11 protein-coding genes and 3 pseudogenes are annotated in these 16832 nt (G+C 73.4%); 10 read left to right on the top strand and 4 right to left on the bottom strand.

Annotation, left to right across the window (positions count from 1 at the left end; translation table 11 throughout):
- Positions 1–78 precede the first annotated feature (78 nt).
- Genes ACEXOX_RS26760 through ACEXOX_RS26750 form a run of 3 tightly spaced genes read left to right on the top strand, consistent with a single transcriptional unit; the run spans position 79 to position 2213 of the window.
- Positions 79–765 (top strand): spheroidene monooxygenase, encoded by a 687-nt coding sequence (locus ACEXOX_RS26760; RefSeq protein WP_406523760.1) that lies wholly within the window; start codon positions 79–81, stop codon positions 763–765.
- A gap of 51 nt (positions 766–816) precedes the next feature.
- Positions 817–1734 carry a DeoR/GlpR family DNA-binding transcription regulator gene (locus ACEXOX_RS26755; protein WP_406523759.1) on the top strand — a complete coding sequence of 306 codons (918 nt, stop codon included), beginning with the start codon at positions 817–819 and terminating at the stop codon, positions 1732–1734.
- A 32-nt stretch (positions 1735–1766) separates the two neighbouring features.
- On the top strand, positions 1767–2213 hold the full coding sequence (locus tag ACEXOX_RS26750) for a RidA family protein (RefSeq protein WP_406523758.1): 447 nt from the start codon (positions 1767–1769) through the stop codon (positions 2211–2213).
- Positions 2214–2313: 100 nt separating this feature from the next.
- Here ACEXOX_RS26750 and ACEXOX_RS26745 read toward each other — a convergent pair whose 3' ends face one another.
- The 3 genes and pseudogenes from ACEXOX_RS26745 to ACEXOX_RS26735 all read right to left on the bottom strand — a co-directional run.
- Positions 2314–3153: an arylamine N-acetyltransferase gene (locus tag ACEXOX_RS26745; protein ID WP_406523757.1), complete on the bottom strand. Its 840-nt coding sequence runs from the start codon at positions 3151–3153 to the stop codon at positions 2314–2316.
- A gap of 201 nt (positions 3154–3354) precedes the next feature.
- Positions 3355–4251, bottom strand: coding sequence for a glycerophosphodiester phosphodiesterase (locus tag ACEXOX_RS26740; RefSeq protein WP_406526480.1), 897 nt, complete (start codon positions 4249–4251; stop codon positions 3355–3357).
- A 252-nt stretch (positions 4252–4503) separates the two neighbouring features.
- Positions 4504–5372: pseudogene (locus tag ACEXOX_RS26735) on the bottom strand (MBL fold metallo-hydrolase); the annotation flags it as partial.
- Positions 5373–5559: 187 nt separating this feature from the next.
- Between ACEXOX_RS26735 and ACEXOX_RS26730 the strand changes: the two are divergent.
- Positions 5560–5790, top strand: coding sequence for a hypothetical protein (locus ACEXOX_RS26730; RefSeq protein WP_406523756.1), 231 nt, complete (start codon positions 5560–5562; stop codon positions 5788–5790).
- Complete coding sequence (locus ACEXOX_RS26725) at positions 5787–7208, top strand: amidase (protein ID WP_406523755.1); 1422 nt, start codon at positions 5787–5789, stop codon at positions 7206–7208. The genes ACEXOX_RS26730 and ACEXOX_RS26725 overlap by 4 nt, the downstream gene beginning before the upstream one ends.
- A 69-nt stretch (positions 7209–7277) precedes the next feature.
- Here ACEXOX_RS26725 and ACEXOX_RS26720 read toward each other — a convergent pair whose 3' ends face one another.
- Entirely contained in the window at positions 7278–7922 is a 645-nt protein-coding gene (locus ACEXOX_RS26720) for a TetR/AcrR family transcriptional regulator (protein WP_406526479.1), read from the bottom strand.
- A 134-nt stretch (positions 7923–8056) separates the two neighbouring features.
- Here ACEXOX_RS26720 and ACEXOX_RS26715 point away from each other — a divergent pair.
- From ACEXOX_RS26715 to ACEXOX_RS26695, 5 genes and pseudogenes are all read left to right on the top strand, one after another.
- Positions 8057–8317: pseudogene (locus ACEXOX_RS26715) on the top strand (hypothetical protein); the annotation flags it as partial.
- A gap of 197 nt (positions 8318–8514) precedes the next feature.
- On the top strand, positions 8515–9870 hold the full coding sequence (gene eccD / locus ACEXOX_RS26710) for a type VII secretion integral membrane protein EccD (RefSeq protein WP_406523754.1): 1356 nt from the start codon (positions 8515–8517) through the stop codon (positions 9868–9870).
- A gap of 53 nt (positions 9871–9923) precedes the next feature.
- A complete protein-coding gene (locus ACEXOX_RS26705) occupies positions 9924–11108 on the top strand; it encodes a MinD/ParA family protein (protein ID WP_406523753.1) in 1185 nt (394 codons plus the stop codon).
- Positions 11109–11145: 37 nt separating this feature from the next.
- Positions 11146–15180 carry a type VII secretion protein EccCa gene (gene eccCa, locus ACEXOX_RS26700; RefSeq protein WP_406523752.1) on the top strand — a complete coding sequence of 1345 codons (4035 nt, stop codon included), beginning with the start codon at positions 11146–11148 and terminating at the stop codon, positions 15178–15180.
- An 82-nt stretch (positions 15181–15262) separates the two neighbouring features.
- Positions 15263–16692: pseudogene (locus tag ACEXOX_RS26695) on the top strand (DUF6177 family protein).
- Positions 16693–16832 lie beyond the last annotated feature (140 nt).

Genomic DNA, 16832 nt, shown 5'->3' with positions numbered 1-16832 from the left:
AAGTATACGCGTGAGTAACCATGCCTGAGGGGACTTCGGCCGCACATCCGGCGCCGACGCCCCGGAACGGGGTTCGAGATGATCGTTTCCGTACATTTCGCCGACGTCGGCCTCCGCGCCGCCCGCGACGTCCTGCGGTCCCGCCCCCGTCCCGGCTCGTTGCCCGGGCTGCGGCACGCACAGACCGCGCTCACCGGCGACATCGCGGCCGGACTGCCGCGGCTGCGCCCCGGACGCGCCGCGCTGATCGCGTCCTGGGAGGACGACGACGCGCTGGACCGCTTCCTCGCGGACCATCCGCTGGCCCGGCACTTCGCCCCGGGCCGGCACGTCCGCCTCGAACCGCTCGGGGTACGGGGCGCCTGGTCCGGCATGGCTCTCGCCATCGCCCCCGACGCCCGCCCGGCGGACGACGACGAGCAGGTGGCCGTCCTCACGCTGGGCGAGACCCGGCTCCGGCGTCTGGGCCCGTTCCTGCGTGCCAACTCCCTGGCATCCGGGCGGGCCGCCGCCGACCCGGCCATGACCGCGTCGGTCGCGCTCGCCCGGCCGCCGCGCTTCGTCGGCACCTTCTCCCTGTGGAGCAGCCTGCGCGCGATGACGGCGTACGCCTACGGCGACCGGCGGCCCGAACACCGGGACACGGTCGCGGCGCACCGGGCCCGGCCGTTCCACCACGAAGCGGCGTTCGCCCGGTTCCGCCCCTACGCGGTGGCCGGAACCTTTGGCGGGCACCCGTCCTCCGGGGCGGCGGCCTCGGCGTGACCACGCCATAGACTCGGCGGACAGCCGAGAACGTACGGAAAGGGATCAGCGTTGGCCGACACCGGAGGGACTCCAGACGCCTCGGCACCGGCCACGGCCCCGGCCGGGACACCGGCGCCCGCACCGGCCGCGGAGCCCGCGCCGGACGCGAAGAGCGGCCCGGCCCCCGCACCGGCGCCCGAGGCCAAGCTGGGCCCCAAGGACCGGCGCAAGCGGATCGCCGACCGGGTGCTGGCCGAAGGGCAGGTCAGCATCGAGGACCTGGTGCAGGAGCTGGGCGTCAGCCAGATGACCGTCCACCGTGACCTGGACTCCCTGGAGCACCAGGGCTGGCTGCGCAAGGTGCGCGGCGGGGCGACCGCCGCGCCCAACGCCCTGTTCGAGTCCAACGCGCGCTGGCGCGGCAACGAGCAGGTGGCGGCGAAGGAGGCGATCTGCGCGGCCGCGCTGGCCATCGCCGAGCCCGGCCAGGCCGTGATCATCGACGACTCCAGTACGGCGCTGCCGCTGGCCCGCTCGCTCGCCTCGCGCGGCGCGTACACGGTCATCACCAACTCGCTCCAGGTCATCAACGAGCTGGCCGAGGAGCCTGACATCCGGGTGATCGCCCTCGGCGGCGAGTACCACGCCGCCTTCAACGCCTTCCTCGGCATGTCCACGGCCGACATCGCCCGCAGCTTCCGCGCCGATGTCGCCTTCCTGTCCACCTCCGCCGTCGACAACGGCCACTGCTACCACCAGGCGCAGGAGAACGTGCTGGTCAAGCGGGCACTGATGGCCGCCGCGCGGCGCAAGGTGCTGCTGGTGGACCACTCCAAGTTCGGCCGCCAGGCGCTGTACGAGCTGGCGCCGCTGGCCGATTTCGACCTCGTCATCTCCGACGAGCAGCTTCCGCAGGAGGAGCGGGACGCGCTGCAATCGCTGGGAGTACGGTACGAGTTGGCGACGGAGGGGGCGCGTCGGGCGTGAGCGGCGAACGTACCGGAGGGGGCGCAGCGGGCGTGAGTGGCGGACAGGTACCGGGCAGCGGACAGCCGCCCGTAACGGCCGGCGGCTTCGAGCGGGTGAATCCGCCCGAGCTGTCGCCGCCGACGGGTTTCAGCCATGCCGTACGGGCCGCTCCCGGCACCATCGTGTTCCTGGCCGGCCAGACCGCGCTCGACGGGGCAGGACGCGTCGTCGGTGACGGCATCGTCGAGCAGTTCGAACGGGCGCTGACCAACCTGCTGGCCGCGGCGCGGGCCGCCGGCGCGGGCCCCGGCGACCTGGCCAAGCTGACCGTCTTCGCCGTGGACGTGGCCGACTACCGCCGCAACGCGGCCGCCGTCGGCCGGGTGTGGAAGCGGCTGGTCGGCACGGACTACCCGGCGATGGCGGTGATCGGCGCGACGCGGCTGTGGGACGAGGCGGCGCTGGTGGAGATCGAGGGGTTCGCGGTCGTCCGGTAGGGGCCGGTGGGGGCGCTGCCGGGCGCCCGCGCGGTCAGAGGTGCTGCCGGGCGCCGCACGCGTCGGACCGGTGGAGGTGCTGCCGGGGTGCCCGCACGGGTCAGGCCACCGGCGGTTCCCGGTGCAGTGCCACCAGGTCGGCCGCGTCCCGCGCGTCCAGTACGAGCCCGAAGTCCGTCTCCAGTACGGCCGGGATCTCCTCGGCCGGCACCTGCCGCACTTCGCGGGACCAGTCGGGGCGGGTCAGCGTCAGCTCCGTACCGATCAGGGCGCGCCGCAGGTCAGGGCCGGGCTGCTGGACCACCGTACGGCCGGTGAACGGCGAGCGCGGGTGGGTGGAGATGTAGTGGTTGAAGACGCCGTAGTCGGCCGGGTGACGGGCCTCCGGGCCGAACGCGTACAGGTCGAACCAGCCGTCCGCGTGCCGCGAGCGCAGCACCCAGGTGCCGTCCGCCGCCTCCCGCACCAGGCCGAACGTCCACCCGCCCTGCCGGACCTCGATGCCGTCGCGCAGCGGGACCGGCTCCAGCAGCGCCTCACCGCCGAAGCCCACGTCGGTGATCCAGTCCTCGCCGTCCAGCCGCACCTTGAGGAGGGCGTGGGTGACCGGCCGGATCTTGGTCTCCCCCATCCGGATGCGGGCGCCCAGCCCCGAGACCCGGAAGCCGAGGCGGTCCAGCGCGGCGGCGTACAGCAGGTTCTGCTCGTAGCAGTAGCCGCCGCGGCGGCGGCCGACCATCTTCTCCTGGAGGGACTTCAGGTCGAGCAGGACCGGCCGCCCCAGCACGATCTCCAGGTTCTCGAAGGCGAAGGCGGCGGCGTGCCGGGCGTGCAGCTCCCGCAGGGCGGCCGCCGTCGGCGCGCGCTCGCCCTCGTACCCGATCCGTGCGAGGTACGCGTCGAGGTCCAGCTGGTCCCCGCTCCAGGTGCTGTCGGTCATGCCGGTCCCTGCTCCTTCTGTGCCCCGGGCCACACCCCGGGGCGCCTGCTCACCTGCGGTCGGCGACGCGCCGCCCCTGCGACCTTACGAGACGGCTGGGGGCGGGGGTGGTGGGGGCGGGAGCGGTGGGGCGGGACCTTCCCGGCTACGCAGGTGGCACCCCGTTTCGCCGGATGCCGGATGCCGGATGCCGGATCCCGGTCAGACGATGACGCCGTCGAAGCCGTAAGCGGAAGCGACGCGCGCGTGGTTCCCCAGCGGCACGTCCCAGGCGAAGACCTCCATCCGGCGGCCGTGCACACCGCGCAGCCGGTGGACGGCGGCCACGTACTGCGCGTTCACCTTGGACAGCTGGGGGTTGATCTGGTCGACGTAGCGCGTGTACGAGGCGAGCGCGTTCAGCGGCGGATTGCCCAGGAACCCCGTACGGACATCCGGCGCCAGCCGGTGCACCGTCTGCATACTGCGGGCGCTGAAGCTCTGCACCACCAGCCGGCGGCGCACGTGCCCCCGGTCGAGCCAGCCCGCGCCCGCCAGCTCCTTGACGACGCGTGCCTCGATGCCGGGGTAGAGCTGCGGGCTCTTGATCTCCAGCAGCAGCCGCAGGTCGTGGTCCTCCATCCGCCGCAGGAACTCCGCGAGCGTCGGCACCCGTTCGCGCGCGAAGCGTCTGCCGAACCAGGTCCCGGCGTCCAGCCGCGCGATCTCGGCGGCCGTGAAGTCCCGCACCCGCCAGGGCGCCCGCTTGGGGAACACGCGCCGGGCGTCGGTGGTCCGCGCCAGCGTGGGGTCGTGCATCACCACCAGCTTCCCGTCCCGGGTCTGCTGCACGTCGTTCTCGACCCATTTGAAGCCCTGCCGGTCCGCCGCGTCCACGGCGGCGAGGGTGTTCTCCGGCGCCACCCGGGAAGCGCCCCGGTGCGCGACGACGACCGGTCCGGAGAGCCAGGGAATGTTCACGACATCGGCGAGCGGAGCCGTCACCCGGCCGGCGGTGCCCTGACTGGCCTGCGCGCTGCCCGCGCAGACCGGCGTCAGGCCCGCGACCAGCAGGGCGCATCCGGTGGCCGCCGCGATACGGAACGATCTCTGGTTCATCAGGGCCTCCCGGGCACGCCCACCGCAGACAGCAACGACTGCGACAGCCTTGCCCCGATATGCCCTTAAGCATTCAAGACTGCCGCCATGCGGGGTCGCGTACGCCGAGGAGTGCACGCCCCGGCGTGTCGTCGGACCGGGCGCCCCCGTACGGGAATGTGTCCCCCCAGGCGAGAGTGAGGGGCCGTCACGCGCCGCCGACGACCTCCAGCCGGTACCGCCCCTCACCCGTACCGCTCCCGGCTCCGGCTTCCGCCGGGCTCTCCCCTCCCGCCGCACCAGCCCGCCGGTCGGTGCCGCGAAGTGGCTCCCGAGCATCAGCGCGCCGCTCCGCGCCACCTCGTCGAACAGCCACCGCCGCGTCCGTACGGCTTCCTCCGGGTCGATGTCGACACTGCTGCACAACTGAGGGTGCGCCAGCTGCACGGGGTGGTGCACGCAGTCACCGGTGATGATCGCCGACTCCCCCGGCTGCGCAGGGCGACGGCGATCTGGCCGGGCGTGTGACCGGGCGTCGGGACGAGCGTGACGCCGGGGAGGATATCGACGCCGGGCGCGGTGACCTCGACCAGGTCCAGCAGGCCGTGTTCCCGTACGGGCTCGACCGAGTCGCGGAACATCTGACGACGGCTCTCCTCCATCTCGACGCCGGCCCAGTAGGCGTACTCGGCGCGGGAGGTGAGGTAGCGGGCGCGCGGGAAGGTCGGCTGCCAACTGCCGTCGGGGGCGAGGCGGGTGTTCCAGCCGACATGGTCCGCGTGGAGGTGCGTGAGGATCACGTGGTCGATCCGCTCCGGCGGGAAGCCGGCGGCGGTGAGCCGGTCGAGGTACGGCGTGTCGAGCTGGTGCCAGGCGGGGTTGGCGCGCGTCTTCCCGTTGCCGATGCCGGTGTCGACCAGTACGCGCACACCGTCGACCTCCAGCGCGAAGGTGTGCACGGCGGCGCGGAGCGTGCCGTCGGGGCGGGCGAACTCCGGTGCGAGCCAGGGCGTTCCGGCCACGAGGTCCGGCGTCGCCTCGGGGAGCAGCCAGGCGCCGGTCTCGGGCGGCAGCGCGACTTCGTCGATGCGGTGCACGACGATGTCGCCGATGTGCCAGGTCTGCGCGGGGCGGGGGGACATGGGGCCTCCGTACGGGTGGGAGCGGGGCGGGGGCGAGCGGCGCGAGCAGGCCGGAGCCAGGACACCCTCGCGGCGCCAAAAGCTAAGCATTTGCCTTAACCGACACTAGCCCCCTAGGCTCACCAAACGCAAAGGCTTAGCTTTAAAGCGTCCCACCCGCCCTTCCCGTCGCCCCCCCGGAGGCCCCATGCCCCCCTCCCGCACCTCCTCCGCCCTCACCCCCGACGACATCGCCCACCTCGCCCGGCGGGCCGGGCTCCCCCTCCCCGAAGAGCGCCTGGCCGGCGTCGCCGCCACCGTGAACGTCATCGACACCGTCCTCAGCACCCTCCGAGCCCTGCCCCTGGGCGACACACCACCCGCCTCTGTCTTCACCGCCGCCCCGCACACCTCCCCCCACCCCGGGAAGACCTCATGACACACGCGCCCTCCTCCACCCCCACCCCTCTCCCCCACCACCTCTCCCTCACCGAAGCCGCCCGCCTCATCGCGGACCGCACCCTCTCCCCCGTCGAACTCACCACCTCCGTCCTCGACCGGATCGCCGCCGTGGAGACGAAGGCCGGCGCCTACGTGACGGTGACCGGCGAAGCGGCGCTCGCCTCCGCCGCCGAGGCCGAACGGGAGATCGCCGCCGGGCGCCACCGCGGGCCGCTGCACGGCATCCCCGTGGCCCTGAAGGATCTGATCGACGTGGCCGGCGTACCGACCACGGCGAGCTCCCGGGTACGGGACGGCCACACGCCGGACGCGGACGCCGCCGTCACGGAACGGCTCCGGGCCGCCGGCGCGGTGCTGACCGGCAAGACCCACACCCACGAGTTCGCGTACGGCCTGACCACCCCGCAGACCCGTAACGCCTGGTCACCCGAGCACGTCGCCGGGGGCTCCAGCGGCGGCTCCGCGGCCGCCGTCGCCGCCGGCACGGCCACCTTCGCCCTCGGCACCGACACCGGCGGCTCGATCCGCGTGCCCGCCGCCCTCAACCACGTGGTCGGCCTGAAACCGACGTACGGCCTGGTCCCCCGGCACGGCGTGACCTCCCTGTCGTGGTCGCTGGACCACGTGGGCCCGATCACCCGTACGGCTGGCGACGCGGCCCTGGTCCTCCAGGCGCTCGCCGGACACGACCCGCGCGACCCCGCGTCCCTGGACCGCCCGCACGAGGACTACACCCGCGCCCTCGGCACGCCGGTCACCGGCCTGCGCATCGGCGTCCCCGTCAACTACTACTACGACCGGGTACAGCCCCAGGTGGCGGCCGCGGTCCGCGCCGCCGTCGACGCGCTCACCGCGCTCGGCGCCACCGCCGTACCCGTACACGTCCCGATGACGGAGTACGTCCACGCCGCCCAGTGGGGCCACATGGTTCCCGAGGCCACCGCGTACCACCAGGACACGCTGCGGGCCGTGCCCGACCTGTACTCCGACGACGTACGGATGCTCCTCGAAGCCGGCGAATTCTTCCCGGCCACCGACTACATCCGCGCCCAGCGCACCCGGACCCTGATGCACCAGGCCTGGCTGGAACTCTTCGACGGCATCGACGCGCTCGCCGCCCCCACCGTCCCCGCCACCGCCGCCCGCGCCGACCAGACGACCTTCACCTGGCCCGACGGCTCGACCGAGCCCGTCTCCGACGCCTACGTACGCCTCTCCGCCCCCGCCAACCTCACCGGCTTCCCCGCCCTCTCCGTCCCCGTCGGCTTCGACGACCAGGGCCTGCCCATCGGGATGCAGCTGATCGGCCGCCCGCTGGGCGAATCCACCCTGCTGCAACTCGGTCACGCCTACGAGACCGCCCATCGGCCGGTGCCGCGGATAGCCCCGGCCTGACCGACGGCCGGGCTGACCGTCAGCCGGACTGGCCATCGGCCGGATCTGACCACCAGCCGAAGCTGACCGTCACCCGGGCAGCAGCCGCTCCACCAGGCGCCGCGCGTAGTCCGCGCCGGCCCCGGAGCCGGCTGCCCCGGCCGGTCCCGCCTGCTCCTCCCCCACCGCGGTCTCCGCCCCCGGCCGGAACAGGATCCGGTACATGATCGGCGCCACGACCACGTCCATGGCCTCTTCCAGTTCCGGCACGGCTTCCCCGCGCTCGGCCGCCCGCCCCAGCAGGATCCGCACCTGCTCGGCCGCGTACGCGGAACACTGCCCGGCGTTGCCGCCGTCCGGATCGCCCGCCAGCGCGTCCCGGATGTACGCACGGCCGGCGGCGGACGCCATCTCCTCCAGGAACTGCTCCGCCCAGGCCCCGAAATCGGCACGCAGCGACCCGTGATCCTCCGGCGCCCCCTCCGGCCGCAGCCGCTCCACCGCCACGTCCGACAGCAGTTCCTGGAGGTCGCCCCACCGCCGGTACACGGTCGACGGCGTCACCCCGGCCCGCGCCGCGACCAGCGGCACCGTCAGCCCGTCCCGCCCGCGCTCACCGATCAGTTCCCGTACGGCCCGGTGCACCGACTCCTGCACCCGCGCGCTACGGCCACCGGGCCGGGCGGCCTTCCTGCTCCCCTTGGCCGCGGCACCGGAACCGGAACCCTCATTCATCCTGCCAGTCACCCCTCCACCTTAACGCGAAATCTTTGCGTCAGTGCTGCGGTGACCTCCGGCCAAAGGCAGCGCCCGCGTGCGCTTCTGTCACACCCATGCCCTATGTTGCAGAGGCACGGTAGGGGGCCGAAATGGCGCGGGATTACGACAGTCAACTACTGGAGTCGGTGGCGGTCCGCCGGCGCAGGATGCGCGACGCTCTGCTCTTCGGCGCCCAGCGGGGGCGGCGCACGGTGGACGAGCGGCTCGGAAAGATATTCGCGGGGATCGTGGTCGCGGCCGTCCTGTGCGCGGGGTGTGTCGCATGGTCGTTCTTGCAGCACACGCTGGCCCAGCAGAAGGCCGAGCAGGAGAAACAGCAACGCCGGGCGCGGCAGTACGAACAACCGCCGAAGTCCGCGAAGTCGGCGGATTCCCGGAAACCCACCGATCAGGTTCGGGCGGGCTTTGCGGCATTCCGGGAACAAACGCAAAGGACTTCTCCCGGCGGGGGGCGTTTTCTTGAAAGAGCGACGAGCGGCGACCGAGAACACCGGCAGGTGCGGTCGGCCCGGGAGTCCGCCGGATCCCCGATGGTAGGTTCCCGCAAGTGGTGAGCAGAACGACGACTTCGCAGGCGCAGCTGAGCCGGGTGACGTTGGTCGGCGAACGACGCCGGGCCGACATCGTGCTGCTTTCCGACACTCCGATAGGGGAGCTGATCCCGGACATCCTGACGTTGCTGGACGACCGGCCCGGACCCCGCCCGCTGTCCCGGCAGTTGATCACGTCCGACGGGTCCGCGCTGCCGCACGACAGCACCCTGGCGTCCGCCGGGATCGCCGACGGCGCGGTGCTCCGGCTCGTCCGGACGCATTCCGCGCCGCCCGCTCCGGTCGTGCACGACGTCACCGACCAGGTGGCCGACGACCTCGGCGTACGGGCCTGGCGCTGGCGGCCCGCCGCGCGCAGGGTCGGCGCGGGTGCGGCGTCCGTGGGCTTCGCGGTGGCCGCCGCGCTGCTCGCCCGCCGTGAGGTCGCGCTCGGCACCCTGGCCGGTGTGCTGGCCGCCGTCACGCTGGTGCTGCTGCCGGCCGGCGCGCTGGTCGCCAGGCTCGGGCGCGGCAACCGGGGCCTGGCGACCGCCCTGCTGGCCACCGCCGGCGGGCTCGGCGTGCTCGCCGCGTGGACGGCAGCCGACGCGTACGCCTGGCCGGGCCCGGCGCGGCTCGCCGCCGTCGCGGGCGCGCTGGTCCTGACGCTGGTGTTCCTCGGGTACTTCTCGCCGCTGGGCAAGGGCGGCCTCGTCGGTGCCGTGACCACGGGCGCGCTCACCGCCGCGTGGGAGACGGTCGCCGCCGTACAGGACGAACCGGCCCGGCTCGGCGCGGTCCTGGCCGTCGTCTCCCTGATGCTGCTCGGTCTGCTGCCACGGCTCGCGCTGATGGCGTCCGGTCTCACCGCGCTCGACGACCGGCGCTCGGCCGGTGCCTCGGTCAGCCGCCACCAGGTGGGGACCGCGCTCGCGGTGACGCACCGCGGCCTGGCCCTGTCGACGACGGTCACCGCGATATCGGCCGCCGCCGCGGGCCGGCTGCTCACTCTGGCGGCAGAGCCGTCCGTGTGGTCCGTGGCGCTCGCCTCGCTCATCGTCGTGGTGCTGATGTCGAAGGCGCGGGCCTTCCCGCTGGTCGCCGAGGTCGTCGCGCTCCTCGCCGCCGCGTCGTGCGTCGTCGTACGGCTCGTCGTGGTGTGGATGGAGCGCACCGGGTCCGCCGGGCCGCTCGCCGTGCTGTGCGCGGCCGCGGCGCTTCCCCTGCTCGTGCTGGCGGTGCAGTTTCCCGAGCATGTGCAGGTGCGCCTGCGGCGCGTGGCCGACCTGGCCGAATCCATCGGCATGGTGGCGCTCTTCCCGCTCGCCTTCGGGGTGTTCGGTGTGTACGGACAGTTGCTCAACCGGTTCTGAGTCGTTTCGCGGGCGCTCCGGGCGGGGCAGCACTTTGGGGGTGGAGGGCGGGTATGCCGAACGGAGGCGACTGGCAGAGTGATGTGCTGCGGGACCTGAGAGGTGTTCCTCACCAGGTCGCGGGAAGCACGGCCGAGCCGGCCCGAAGTGACTCCGCGCCCGGCCCGGAGCGTCCGTTGGAGGCCGTACAGGAGCCGGCCCCTGTCCATGGGGATGACGCCCGGCCGATGGCCTCCGAGCAGACCGGCCGGCAGCGCCAGGGCCCAACATCACGGGATGCGGCCGGAGATGACCCGGCTCCCGCGCCCCGCGCCGTTCCTGAGGCCCGCCCTGTGATGGGTGACGGCCCGTCCGTCGCGCTGGACCGCACGCCGCGGCACGGCGAGTCCGTCGCCGCGCGAGCCGTACGCGCCCTGCGCCGTACGCTCTACGCGTCGGCCACCCGTGAGGTCGCCGCTGCCACCCGTACCGCCGAAATGCTCCAGCGCCCGGTGACGACCGGCCGGCAGATCGCCGTCACCTCCATCCGGGGCGGCTCCGGCAAGACCACGGTCGCCGCGCTGCTCGGCACCGCGTACGCGCACTACCGGCAGGACCCGGTCCTCTTCCTGGAGGCCGACCCGGCGCTCGGCTCGCTGCCGCTGCGGCTCGGCGCCGACACGGTGCGCTGGACCACCGGCGACCTCGCCGGCCTGGTCACCCCCGACATGACCCTGCCCGACGTCACCGGACACCTGGTCCCGCTCCCCGACAACGCCTGGCTGCTGCCCGCGAGTCAGGGCCGGGTCGGTACGGGCCTGGACAGCCGGGCGTACGAGCGGGCGGTGGTCGCGCTGCGCCGCTACTTCGGCGTGATGGTCGTCGACTGCGAGACGCTGCCCGCCGAGGTCGCCCGTGTCGCGCTCGCCGCGGCCCACAGCCGCGTACTGACCAGTCCCGCCACGCCGGAAGGCGTCAGCAGTACATATGCGGTGCTCCGGTGGATGCAGGAACTGCCGCGCCGGCTGCTCGCCGGCACCGTCGTCGTGCTCACCGAACCGACGCCCCACCCGGGCATCGACCTCGCCGCGGCCGCCCGGCACCTCCGGTCCACCGGGGCGACCGTCCGCATCCTGCCGTACGACCGCCACCTGGCGTCCGGCGGACCGATCCGCACCGCCTCGCTCGCCCACCCCACCAGGAAAGCCGCCGCGCGCATCGCCGCCGAGGTCTTCCACCTCGCCCAGCAGCGCCACTGAACCGGATGCCGAGCCCGAACGTGAACGGCGGACGCCGATGAGTACCCGACTGATCCACCGCCCGGCCAGGACCGCCAAGCCCCCGGCCGCTCCCGAGGCACGCCTCGTCGAGGCCCCGCCCAACCTCCCCGAGGGCAAGGCGGGCAACGTCGCGATGTCGCTGCTGCCGGTCGCGGGCGTCATGTCGTCCGTGGTGATGATGACCGTCGTACGCAACAGCCAGTTCGCCGCGCTCGGCGCGATCATCCTGGTCGTCACCGTCATCGGCTCGGTCGTGCTCGTCCTCTCGCAGCGCGGCAAGGCCCAGCGCACCCGGCGCACCCAGCGCGAGGCGTACCTCGCCTACCTGGAGGACCTGCGCGAGGAGCTCGCCGCCGAGGAGCGCGAGCGGCGCAGCCGCGCCGACGTCCTCGACCCGCCGCCGCCCGCCCTGTACGACATGGCCCGCGACCCGGCCCGCCTGTGGGAGCGGCGGCGCGGCGACCGGGACTTCCTGCGCGTCCGGGCCGGCACCGGCGAGATGCCCGTACGCGATCTGCGCATCGCCCAGCAGGGCTCGTCCGTCCTCACCCCGCCCGACCGCTTCATGCTCAACGAGGCGTCGGCCCTGATGGCCCGCTTCCGTACCGGCACCGATCTCCCGCTCACCGTCCCGCTCGACCGCGTCGGCAACGTCAGCGTCATCGGCCCGCGTGAGGACTGCCTGCGGCTCGCGCGCGCCCTGCTCGTCCAGACGGCCGCTCTGCACGCCCCCGACGACGTGGGCATGGCGCTCGCCGTGCCCGGCCACCGGCTGGCGGACTGGGAGTGGGCCAAGTGGCTGCCGCACCTGCTCGACACGGAGCAGTTCGACGGCCCCGTCGCCGCGCGGCGTATCGCGCCCTCCGCACCGCAGCTCGCCCGGCAGCTCGGTCCCGAACTGCGCCGGCGCGCCTCGTACGCGGCGGAGGTGCGGCGCGGTCTTACCGGCAAGGACGCCCTGTCCCTGACGTCCCGGCTGCTCGTCGTCGCCGACGGCCACGGTGCGGACGCCGTCGACCTCCCGCGCCCCGACGAGGCGGTGGACCTGCGGGAGATGGCCGTCACCGTCCTGCACCTGCTCGACCAGCGGGTCCAGGAGCCGGGCCAGGTCAGCGTCCGGATCACCGTCGACGGCGACCAGGTGACCGTCGAAGACCTGCGCGAACCGGAACCGGTCGGCGCGCACGGCACCGTGGACGAGGTGAGCATCCCGTTCGCCGAAGGGCTGGCGCGGATGCTGGCGCCGCTGCGCCTGTCCGCCGAGTCGCTCGTCGACGCGCCCCTGTCCGGGCCGGTCGCGTTCGCCGGCCTCCTCGGCATCGACGACGTGGCACGGCTCGACGTCCCCAGCCTGTGGGCGCCGCGCGGCGAGCGCGCCTTCCTGCGCGTACCGATCGGCGTCAACGACGCCCACGAGCCGGTGCTGCTGGACCTGAAGGAGTCGTCGGAGCTGGGCATGGGCCCGCACGGCCTGTGCGTCGGCGCCACCGGCTCCGGCAAGTCGGAACTGCTGCGCACCCTCGTCCTCGCCCTCGTGGCCACGCACCCGCCGGAGGACCTCGCCCTGGTCCTCGTCGACTACAAGGGCGGGGCGACCTTCGCGCCGTTCGCGGACCTGCCGCACGTCGCCGGTGTCATCACCAACCTGGAGAACCAGGCCGGCCTGGTCGAACGCGTCCACGCCTCGCTCGCCGGCGAGGTCAAGCGCCGCCAGCAACTCCTCAAGGACGCCGGCAACATCGCCGACATCGGTGACTACGCGGCACTGCGCGGCAGCCGGCGGCCCGACCTCGACCCGCTGCCGCACCTGTTCGTCGTCATCGACGAGTTCGGCGAACTGCTCACGGCCAGGCCGGACTTCATCGACCTGTTCCTGTCCATAGGCCGCATCGGCCGCTCCATCGGCGTCCATCTGCTGCTCTCCAGCCAGCGCATCGAGGGCGGCAACCTCAAAGGGCTGGACACCTACCTCTCGTACCGGCTCGGCCTGCGCACCTTCTCCGCCGACGAGTCCCGTACGGTCCTGGACACCACGGACGCCTTCCACCTGCCGCCACTGCCCGGTTTCGGCTACCTCAAGGTCGACACCAGCCACTACGACCGCTTCAAGGCGAGCTATGTGTCGGGCCCCTACCGAGGCCCCGTACACCGCTCGGACGAGGAGACCACCGGGCCCCGCGTCCTCCCCTACGAAGCCTTCAACACCACGGGCGACGGGCAGGGCACGGACGTGGCGGAACCGGCCGTACGCCGCCGTGAGACCGGGCCGACCGAGCTGAGTGTCATGGTCGGGCAGCTGGCGGAGGCCCCCGGCACGGTACGCCGGATCTGGCTGCCTCCACTGCCCGGCGCGATCGCCCTGGACACCGTCGCCGGGCCGCTGGACGTGGGACGGCGCGGACTCCAGCTCCTGGACAGGAGGGGACGCGCCACGGGAGCAGCCGCGAAGACGGACGGCGGCCGGACCGCGGGCGCGGACCGGTCCCCGCTCCGGGTGCCGCTCGGTCTGCTCGACGACCCGGCCCGGCAGTGGCAGGACCAGTGGTACCTGGATCTCACCGTGGCCGGCGGCCACGCCGCGCTCATCGGCGGCCCGCAGTCCGGCAAGACCACCCTCCTGCGTACCTTCGTCCTCTCGCTCGCGCTGACCCACACCCCGCAGGAGGTCGGCGTCTACGGGCTCGACCTGGTCGGCGGCGGCCTCCAGGCGCTCTCGGCCCTGCCGCACGTCGGCGGTGTCGCGGGACGTGCCGACCGGGAACGCGCGGCACGGACCGTCGAAGAGGTACGCACCATGCTCACGGCCCGCGAAGACCTCTTCCGTGAGCACGGCATCGACTCCCTCGACCAGTTGCGTGCCCTGCACGCCGCGGGCCGGCTGCCCGAGCTGGCCTCCGCCGAGATCGTGCTGGTCATCGACGGGTTCGGCGGCCTGCGCGACGACTTCGAGGAACTGGACGACGACGTCGCCGACATCCTCAGACGCGGCGGCGGTTACGGCGTCCACGTCGTCGCCGCCATGCTCCGCTGGAACGACGCGCGCATCGCCGTGCAGTCGAACTTCGGCACCCGCGTCGAGCTGCGGCTGAACGATCCCGGCGAGTCCTGCATCGACCACAAGCTCGCCGCCACCCTCTCCCCGGACGAGCCCGGCCGCGTCCTCACCGACGGACGGCTCTTCGCCCAGGCCGCGCTGCCCCGCACGGACGGCATCGCCGACACCGCGGAGCTGGGCGCGGTCCTGGAGCGGACGGCCCGCACGGTCCGCGCGTCCTGGAGCGGCGAGGTCGCCCAGCCGGTACGGGTCCTCCCGCACCTCCTGGAGCCGCAGTTCCTGCCGGGCCCGGCAGCCGAACCCACGCGGGTGCCGATCGGCCTGGACCAGGCGGCACTCGAACCCGTCCTGCTCGACCTGTTCGCCCACGACCAGCACCTGCTGGTCCTCGGCGACAGCGAGTGCGGCAAGACGAACCTCCTGAAGGCCGTCGCCGGCGGCCTCGTCGACCGCTACGGCGAGGACGAACTGGTCTTCGCCGTCATGGACCCGCGACGCGGCCTGCGCGGCGCGATCCCCGAAGAGTTCAACGGCGGCTACGCGTACAACGCCAAGCTGTGCGCAGGCCTGGCCAACGGCATCGCGTCCGTACTGGAGCAGCGGCTGCCCGACGACACCGCGCGTCTGGACGAACTGGAGCCTGGCAGCTGGGGCGGCGGACCGCGGATCGTGGTCCTCGTGGACGACTACGACGTCCTGACCACCGCGGGCCAGGCGCCACTGGCTCCGTTCCTGCCCTACATCCCGGCCGCGGCGGACATCGGCCTGCATTTCGTCCCGACGCGCCGCGTGGCAGGTGCCTCACGCGGCATGTACGAACCTCTCGTGCAGAGCCTGCGCGAATCGGGGGCCGCGGCGCTCCTCATGGCGGGCGACCGCGGCGAGGGGCAGCTGTTCCCCGGCCTGTACGCCTCCCAGCAGCCCGCCGGCCGCGGCGTCCTCGTCCGCAGGGGCCGCCCCCACCGCCTCATCCAGACCGTGTACGCCCCCGAGTGACCCGCCCGACCGCTCCCGCGCGCAGGCGATCCACCCGGACCGCGGCGGCCGAGCCACGAACGACGAAGGACCGGACGACCCCATGACCAAGGACGTCATCGCCCTCACGGAACGTATGCCCGACCCCTGGAGCCTGCTCGCCGGCCTGCTCTCCGGGGGCCCCGACAAGCTCCTCGACACGACGGGAGAGGGCGCGGTCCTGCGCCTCTGCGACACGGAGGGGCGCCCGCTCGTCTCGGTGGAGGCTCCCCTGCTCATACAGGTCGACGGCGAGGCCGAGCGGCTGCTCGGGGCCACGGCGCCGCCGCTTCCCTACTGGTGGACGGAGGCCCGGGCCACCACCGGCGTCGAACAGGCCGAGCGGCTCGCGGGCACGTTCGCGGCCCGGCTGGCCTCGCTGTCCGGCGGCACCGCCTGGCCCCCGGAGGCGGCGCGCGGCCTGGCCGTCGTACCGTCCGACGGCGTGGGTGTCGTACCCGAACCCGCCGCCGCCCAACCCGCCGTCGACGTCCTCACGGACAAGGTCGCCGTCGTGATCCAGGACCGGCCGGTGGTCGCCATGACCGCCTGGCTCTCCGACGCCTTCCGTTTCGCCGCACGCGCCGAGCTGGGCCTCCAGGTAGTCACCCCGGCGGGCACCACCCTCTCCCCGCTGTCCGGGACAACCTGGGCACCTGGCCGTCGCGCTGGGTCGTGCAGGACGAGCGGGACGGCTACTACGACGGGCTGTCCGGGGCCGTACTGCGCTGGCAGGGCGAGATGTTCGCGCCGGTCGCGGCCGCCGACGCGACCCCGGACGACCCGCGCTCCACCATGGCCGCCGCCTTCCAGGAAGCCGTGCCCACCGGCGAGCGGCAGCTGGCCGTCAGCTTCCGCACCGTCCATCCCGCACACGAACGGCTGGTACTCGGCGGCGCGCTGGAAGCGGTGTGGCGCGAGCTGACCGGCGAGCCCCCTGCCGGCTGGGGAACCGCGGAACCCGCCGGCCTCCCCTGGTCACCGCGCCACATGACCGACCTCGCCTACGCCAGGGCGCCCGAGCCCACCTGGGCCGTGGTGGTCGGCAGCCCGGCACGGCCCGGCCTCGCCACGGTGCGCATCAGCCGTACGAAGGCGGGCGTGGAGGAAGACGTCAGGCTGATGTTCGGCTACGGGGCGGTCGAGGAGCCACCCGTCGAGTCGATGTCCCGGGTCGCGGAAGTGCTGGCCACCCGTCACGGCCTCCGGTCGATGCTCGTACAGATCCGCAAGGCCCGCCGCGACCTCGCGGTGCCGTCCCGCTTCGAAGGCCCGGGGGTGCCCGTGGCGTTCGTGCTCGGCGCGGAGGAGGTCCGTCGGATGCCCGGTGACCGCGCTCTGCGTACCCCGCTGTCCGAAGCGCCGGTCCGCCTCGGCCCGAAGAACAGACCCGCGCTGTATTACCCGCTTCCCGGTGACCCGTCGGACCTGTCGGGCTGGCGGGATTTCGAGCACCTGATGCGCCATCTGAAAGGGGCCGGAGAAGGGCTTTGAGCAGAGCCCGTGACGCGTCCGAAAGGCATGCGCCGCCCGGACGTCATAGGTGTGTCACAGCAACGCATTACGGATTGCACCAGTGATACCCGAGTTGATAGAGATGAACCTACATATGAATGTCACGTCTGGCAGGGGGC

The organism is Streptomyces sp. Ac-502 (assembly GCF_045222935.1).
In the GTDB taxonomy this organism is placed as follows: domain Bacteria; phylum Actinomycetota; class Actinomycetes; order Streptomycetales; family Streptomycetaceae; genus Streptomyces; species Streptomyces monomycini.
Note: the sequence above shows the minus strand (reverse complement) of the source record. Positions and strands in the feature narration are given on the sequence as shown.

Excerpts from the sequence above, each read along its gene's own strand:
- ACEXOX_RS26760 (WP_406523760.1), top strand. The coding sequence starts at position 79 with ATGATCGTTTCCGTACATTTCGCCGACGTCGGCCTCCGCGCCGCCCGC.
- ACEXOX_RS26740 (WP_406526480.1), bottom strand. The coding sequence starts at position 4,251 with ATGAACCAGAGATCGTTCCGTATCGCGGCGGCCACCGGATGCGCCCTG.
- ACEXOX_RS26730 (WP_406523756.1), top strand. The coding sequence starts at position 5,560 with ATGCCCCCCTCCCGCACCTCCTCCGCCCTCACCCCCGACGACATCGCC.
- ACEXOX_RS26725 (WP_406523755.1), top strand. The coding sequence starts at position 5,787 with ATGACACACGCGCCCTCCTCCACCCCCACCCCTCTCCCCCACCACCTC.
- ACEXOX_RS26705 (WP_406523753.1), top strand. The coding sequence starts at position 9,924 with ATGCCGAACGGAGGCGACTGGCAGAGTGATGTGCTGCGGGACCTGAGA.
- ACEXOX_RS26720 (WP_406526479.1), bottom strand. The coding sequence starts at position 7,922 with ATGAATGAGGGTTCCGGTTCCGGTGCCGCGGCCAAGGGGAGCAGGAAG.
- eccCa (WP_406523752.1), top strand. The coding sequence starts at position 11,146 with ATGAGTACCCGACTGATCCACCGCCCGGCCAGGACCGCCAAGCCCCCG.
- ACEXOX_RS26745 (WP_406523757.1), bottom strand. The coding sequence starts at position 3,153 with ATGACCGACAGCACCTGGAGCGGGGACCAGCTGGACCTCGACGCGTAC.